Genomic DNA, 4,688 nt, shown 5'->3' on the forward strand with positions numbered 1-4,688 from the left:
GCCGCCCGCGCGGCGCCCCCCCCGCGGGGGGGGGGGGCCGCCCCCCTTCTGTGCTGCCGGGACCTACTTGTCGCCGTACTTCTCACTCATCTGCAGGAACAACTGCTCGGCGCCCTGGCCGAGTTGCGGTCCCGCGAGCCAGCCCGCGCTGCCGGCCGGGCCGATCGAGGTGTTCGAGACCAGGTACGTCTTCTTGTCCGGCTTGACGTGGAACCAGCCGCCGCCGGAGGAACCGGCCGTCATGGTGCAGCCGATCCGGAACATCGTCGGCGCCGACTGCGTCAGCGACAGGCGTACCGGCTTGTCCAGGCACTTGAACATCTGCACACCGTTGAACGGCGGCGCCTGCGGGTAACCCCAGGCGCCCATCGTGCCGATCTCGGTCGCGGAGGGCGCGTCGAAGTCGACCGGCAGCGCCGTGCCGATCGTCTCCTCAAGGGACTTTCCGCCCTGCTCGGGCTGCACGTGCAGCACCGCGTAGTCGTATTCGTACGAGGCGCCGGCCGTCGCCGCCGTGGTGCCGTCGATCCACTCACCGGAGGTCGAGACCCAGTCGGCCCAGAACTGGCCGTACGGGGCGATGTCCTGAGCGCCCGCGTTCTGCAGCTGCTCCGGGGACTTGCCGTCCTTGTTGTACGCGGGGATGAACGCGATGTTCCGGTACCAGCCGCCCTCGGCGCCGGCGTGCACACAGTGGCCCGCGGTCCACACCAGGTTGGACTTGCCCGGGTTGTTGGGGTCCTTCACCACCGTGCCGGAGCAGACCGCCGCGCCCTCAGGGGTGTCGAAGAAGATCTTCCCCACGGGAGCCGCGTGCTTCCAGTACGGCTTGCCCTCCTCCTCGGCCTCGACCGCCGCCGGCTCCGGGTCGGTCACGCCCGCGTCGCCGGCGGAGGCGGCCTTGGTGTCGATCGTCTGGACCGGATCCTTGGCGTCCTCCATGCGCTCAGGCTTCCAGAGGTCCTTGATGACCGGGTTGACGAAGTCCTCGGCCTCGCGCAGCCACTGGTCCTTGTCCCAGTCCTTCCAGCCGCCCTTCTTCCACTCGTCCAGATCGATGCCGTGCTTCTTGAGCCGGTCGGTCAGGTCGGCGGGAATCTCCGGCAGGTCGTCCGAGCCCGTGTCCGCGCCCTGCGACGTGGACGGCTTGTCGGCCGCCTTCGGGTCGTCCTCGCCGCCGCAGGCGGTGAGCGCGAGCGCCGAGACAAGGCCTATCGCGGCCAGGCGCACGGCGGTTGGTCTGATGGAACGCATGGTGGTGTGACCCCCGTTGAGATGCGAACGTCTGTCATGGATGCGTCAGAACGTGACGCTGATGCGCCCGCCTCCGGGCACGAGAACCCACTATGCACGGTGAGTTGTGGGTGCAAGGCGGCGGGTGGGTGAAGATATCGGCAGGGCGCGTTCCGTCCTGGTACGGGGGAACGCGCCCCGCGTCAGGGCCTCAGCCCGCGAACTTCTCACTCACCGCGTCGTAGATCCCCTTGGCCTCCTCGCCGAGCCGCGGACCGGCGAGCCAGCCCGCCGTCACCGGGCCGATCGAGGTGTTGGAGACAAGCGCGGGCTTGCCGTCGGCGCCCTCGGCGACCCAGCCACCGCCGGACGAACCGCCGGTCATGGTGCAGCCGATGCGGTACATCGTCGGGTCCTCGGCGGTCAGCGAGAGCCGGCCCGGCTTGTCGGCGCAGGCCAGCTGGCGCTGGCCGTCATAGGGCGGAGCCGCCGGGTAGCCGGTCGCGGTGATCGACTCGATGCTGGACACGGCCGGTGCCTTGAACTCCACCGGGAGCGCGCCGCCCACCGTCTCCTCGAGGGACTTGCCGTTGTCGTTCTCCGGCTTCACATGCAGCACGGCGAAGTCGTACGGAGCGCCGGCGCCGCCCGTCGGGCCGCCGGTCTCGATCCACTGCTGCGAGGTCTGCGCCCAGTCGGCCCAGTAGAGGCCGTGCGGAGCCATCTCCTCCTTGGGCGCGCCCTCGAGCTCGGCGGCCGACTTGCCCTCGTTGTTGTACGAGGGGACGAACATGATGTTGCGGTACCAGCCGCCCTCCTTGCCCGCGTGCACACAGTGGCCCGCGGTCCACACCATGTTGGACTTGCCGGGGTTGGCCGGGTCCGAGACGACCGTCGCCGAACAGACCATGGAGCCCTCGGGACCGTCGAAGAAGAGCTTGCCGGTGGCCGGGGAGGCGTCCGTGTAGGGCGTGTTCAGGGCCGCGGCCTCGACCGGCGCCGGGGTCGGGTCGGTCTTGCCCTGGTCACCGGAGATGTCGTCCTCGACCGGCTTCGCGGGCTGCTTGTCCGCGTCGCGCATCCGGTCCTCGTCCCACAGATCATCGATGATCGGGTTGATGAAGTCCCCGGCCTCGCGCAGCCACTGGTCCTTGTCCCAGTCCTTCCAGGCCCCGTCCTTCCACTGATCGAGATCGATCCCGTGCTCCTTGAGCCGGTCCTTGAGACCGTCGGGGATCTGGATGCTGTCGTCGGTGGCGGTCGAAGGCGGCTTGTTCGCCGCGTCGTTGCCGCCGTCGCCGTTGCAGGCGGTGGCCGTGAGCGCGAGGGCCGCGCAGAGTGCGAGCGCGGAGAGGGGAGTGCTGCGACGGCGTGCCGTGGTGCTGCCCGCGCCCCTCCTCGCGCGTACGGCGTGCAGCGGGCGTATGGGTCGCATATCCGGATCTCCCCCTGGTCGGGCTGTTCTGGCTGTTCTTCTGGCTGTTCCGGCTGTCGATGTCGGCGCCGGCGCCGGTGTCGGAGCCGGCAACGATGCCGGTCTCGTCTCTCGGATCGGGCGGCAACCACCCTATGCCGGTGCCATTGGGGACTTCCGACGGATCGGCAACGGTTCCGTCACGGCAAGGATCTTCCGTACGCCCGTGATCCCCCGGTCCCCTCGTCGTTGGTACGTACGGGGGATGCGTGAACAGCGTTCAACTCCCCTTATGTCCGCGGATATCGACGCCGTGCCGCCGGTTCGTCCGGCTCGTACGACGGCCGGTCCGCGTCCGCACACCGCCGCACCAGGGGAGGACCGAACGCCGTGGCCGTGACCGAGCCGACGGTGAGCGCCGACGCGCCGCCGTGGAGGGACGGGGGAGGGGTGCCCCTTGTGCGGCAGGGCTCCTTCGGTGAGGGAGCCGCGGCCCATGGGGCGGAGGGGATTCTGCGGCGGCAGTCGTCGCGGGAGTCGTCGGCGCGCACCTATGCGCGGTCCCTGCCGATCGTTCCCGTACGGGCCCGTGGGCTGACCATCGAGGGCGCGGACGGGCGGCGGTATCTCGACTGCCTTTCCGGGGCGGGGACGTTGGCGCTCGGGCACAACCATCCGGTGGTGCTCGAAGCGATCCGCGAAGTGCTCGACTCCGGTGCGCCGCTGCACGTCCTCGACCTCGCCACACCCGTCAAGGACGCCTTCACCACCGAGCTGTTCGCCACGCTGCCGAAGGAACTGGCCGACCGGGGGCGGGTGCAGTTCTGCGGCCCCGCCGGGACGGACGCGGTCGAGGCCGCGCTGAAACTGGTGCGTACGGCGACGGGGCGCAGCGGGATGCTCGCGTTCACGGGGGCGTATCACGGGATGACCGCGGGCGCCCTGGAGGCCTCGGGCGGTGCCCAGGACGTACGGGTCACCAGGCTGCCGTTCCCGCAGGACTACCGCTGTCCGTACGGGGTGGGCGGCGAGCGGGGCGCCGAACTCGCCGCGCACTGGACCGAGTCGCTGCTCGACGACCCCAAGTCCGGGGTGCCGCTGCCGGCCGGAATGATCGTGGAACCCGTGCAGGGGGAGGGCGGGGTGCTGCCCGCGCCGGACGGCTGGCTGCGGCGCATGCGGGCGCTGACCGCCGAGCGGGGGATTCCGCTGATCGCCGACGAGGTGCAGACGGGCGTCGGGCGCACGGGGGCGTTCTGGGGTGTGGAGCACAGCGGGGTGGTGCCCGATGTGATGGTGCTCTCCAAGGCCATCGGCGGCAGCCTTCCGCTGGCGGTGCTCGTCTACCGCGACGACCTCGACGTGTGGGAGCCCGGTGCCCACGCGGGCACCTTCCGCGGCAATCAACTCGCCATGGCCGCGGGCGCGGCGACGCTCGCATACGTCCGCGAGAACCAGCTCGCCGCTCGTGCGGAGGTGCTGGGGGCGCGGATGCTGGCGCAATTGGGGGAGTTGGCGGGGGCGTATGGGTGTGTGGGGGATGTGCGGGGGCGGGGGGGGGGGGGGGGGGGGGGGGGGGGGGGGGGGGGGGGGGGGGGGGGGTGGGGGGAGGGGGGGGGGGGGGGGGGGGCGGGAGTTGTCGAGGGTGTGGGTGATGTGCCCCGCGCACGGACGGGGTCGGTGGGTGGACCTCGGACGGGGCCCGGGACGGGGTTGGCGGGTGGGCCCGGTACGTGGGCTGGTGGGTCGTCGGTAGGCGGGCCTGGTACGTGGCCTGGTGAGGGGTCGGTAGCTGGGCCCGGTACGTGGCCTGGTGTGCGGGGGGTTGAGAGGGCCGGTGTGGGGTCGGCCGGGCGTATCCGAGGCTTCGGCGAGGGGCAGGGTGCTGCCCCGCGGCCGCTGCCGGCCGCGCCGGAGATCGCGGCGGCTGTGCAGCGGGCCTGCCTGGACCGGGGGCTGATCGTCGAACTCGGCGGGCGCCCCCCCCGCGGCGTCCGCCCTCTGCCCCCCCCCCCCCCCCCCCGCGCGCCGGCCCCCGGGG

At 71.8% G+C, this 4,688-nt stretch carries 3 protein-coding genes; 1 reads left to right on the forward strand and 2 read right to left on the reverse strand.

Translation table 11 applies throughout. From position 1 onward, the window contains the following. Window positions 1-63: 63 nt before the first annotated feature. Window positions 64-1,254, reverse strand: a complete 1,191-nt coding sequence (locus tag JAO81_RS04560) for a serine protease (protein WP_199546432.1) — start codon at window positions 1,252-1,254, stop codon at window positions 64-66. 190 nt (window positions 1,255-1,444) lie between these two features. Continuing rightward, window positions 1,445-2,668 carry a serine protease gene (locus JAO81_RS04565; RefSeq protein WP_199546433.1) on the reverse strand — a complete coding sequence of 408 codons (1,224 nt, stop codon included), beginning with the start codon at window positions 2,666-2,668 and terminating at the stop codon, window positions 1,445-1,447. A 369-nt stretch (window positions 2,669-3,037) separates the two neighbouring features. Between JAO81_RS04565 and JAO81_RS04570 the strand changes: the two genes are divergently transcribed. Beyond that, window positions 3,038-4,688 (forward strand): diaminobutyrate--2-oxoglutarate transaminase family protein (locus JAO81_RS04570; protein WP_374194254.1); only part of this gene is annotated, 1,651 nt, incomplete at its 3' end.

It is taken from the genome of Streptomyces sp. N35 (assembly GCF_016464295.1).
In the GTDB taxonomy this organism is placed as follows: domain Bacteria; phylum Actinomycetota; class Actinomycetes; order Streptomycetales; family Streptomycetaceae; genus Streptomyces.

What these genes read in the sequence shown, in the direction of transcription:
- JAO81_RS04565 (WP_199546433.1), bottom strand. Translation starts at nt 2,668, where the DNA reads ATGCGACCCATACGCCCGCTGCACGCCGTACGCGCGAGGAGGGGCGCG.
- JAO81_RS04560 (WP_199546432.1), bottom strand. Translation starts at nt 1,254, where the DNA reads ATGCGTTCCATCAGACCAACCGCCGTGCGCCTGGCCGCGATAGGCCTT.